This is a genomic window from bacterium (assembly GCA_040755795.1).
Taxonomy (GTDB): domain Bacteria; phylum UBA9089; class CG2-30-40-21; order CG2-30-40-21; family SBAY01; genus JBFLXS01.
On the sequence record JBFLXS010000656.1, the window covers coordinates 1 to 1496 of the forward strand.

Below are 1496 nucleotides of genomic sequence, written 5' to 3' on the forward strand. Positions count from 1 at the left end.
ACCCATTTCTCCATCAGCCATCTTGTCCCCCTCCTTTTTCAGTATAGATTGAGTAAAAACCCTTCTCTATATAAATCGGCAAAGGGGAACATTATCTTAAGCTATTTTTCGGATAGGCTCTTAGCAGATTGAGCGGATATTTTTATTTTTTTCCGTTTAATCCGCTCAATCCGCTTACAATAAAAAAAGGAGGTAAACAAAAAATGTTAAACAAAAAGTTACAACAGGTAAGTGTAAATCTATTTTTCTCTCTACTTTCTACTCTCTACTTTCTACTCCCTAATGCCGAGGCAGGAGCAGACACCGCCGCAGACTTCTTAAAACTTGGCATTGGCGCAAGGGCATCTGCTCTGGGTGAGGCATTTTGTGCTGTAGCAGATAGTGTTGACGCTATCTATTACAATCCGGCAGGATTAGCCCGCCTGAAACAAAAAGAGGTCTGTGCAATGTATGGCGATAAACGAGAGGATACTGCCCGCACATCACTAGTTTATGCCCAGCCATTACAAGAATGGGAAGCTGGTGGCGTATTAGGAATAGGTATCATCTATCAAGACTTAGGTGAGATAGAACTGCGTGATAAATCTAATCAACCACAAGGTTCTATCAATCCTGCTGAGTTTGCCGTGATTTTCTCCTATGCGAAAAAGTATTATGAAAATCTATTATTAGGTGGGAATGTAAAATACATCCAACGCGAGCTTAAGAAAATAAAGGCTAAAGGCGCTGCCTTTGACCTTGGTCTCCTATATTTCCCACAAATCCCAAAATCCCTGAACCTGTCAGGAACAGGTTTAACTACAGGTCTGTGTCTGGAGAATATAGGTAGTAAGATAAAGGGTGATGAGTTACCGTTAAACTTACGGCTTGGTGTAGCGTATTCGGCCTTAAATAATCTCACCTGTAGTTTAGATGTGAACCAACACCTTTATAATTCCGACTTATGTTGGAATCTTGGGCTTGAATATAGATATAGTTTGCTGGCTGTCCGACTGGGCTATTTTGACAAAGGAAGACAGATAAAGGGATTGAGTTATGGGTTTGGAATAAAGTATCTGGGCTATCAGCTTGACTTTGCCAATCTTGCCAGTGGTGAGATGGAAGATGCAGAAGATATGAACCGCATATCCCTCTCAGTGAGTTGGTAGCCGCAGGTAATTTACCGCAGAGACGCAGAGGAACAGAGAAGACATAGAAATAAATTAGATTACATAAAAGATTATTGATGCAGACATGGAAATACATAGGACCTGCTTGCCGAATGTTCAGCAGGCAAGCCAGATTTGTTAATCAATTTTGTAAGGGTTCAGGTAGGATAAAAATAAGGAGAAAGGGAGAAGATGGAGAAGTGGAGAAAAGAAGAGTTAACTGATAGGATTATTAATGCCTGTATTAATGTCCATCAAAAGTTAGTGTCGTATTGAGTAAGTTTTGCACGGGGCATCATCAGGTTTCGTAACCTGCAAACGGATAATTGGTAACTGGTAATTGGTAAT

The 1496-nt window shown here is 40.5% G+C and carries 1 protein-coding gene; it reads left to right on the forward strand.

What is annotated here, in order from left to right:
- Positions 1–203 precede the first annotated feature (203 nt).
- A complete protein-coding gene (locus AB1414_20665; protein MEW6609823.1) occupies positions 204–1148 on the forward strand; it encodes a PorV/PorQ family protein in 945 nt (314 codons plus the stop codon).
- Positions 1149–1496: the final 348 nt, after the last annotated feature.

Bases quoted from the DNA above. Each gene is read 5' to 3' on its own strand.
- AB1414_20665 (MEW6609823.1), top strand. From the start codon at position 204: ATGTTAAACAAAAAGTTACAACAGGTAAGTGTAAATCTATTTTTCTCT.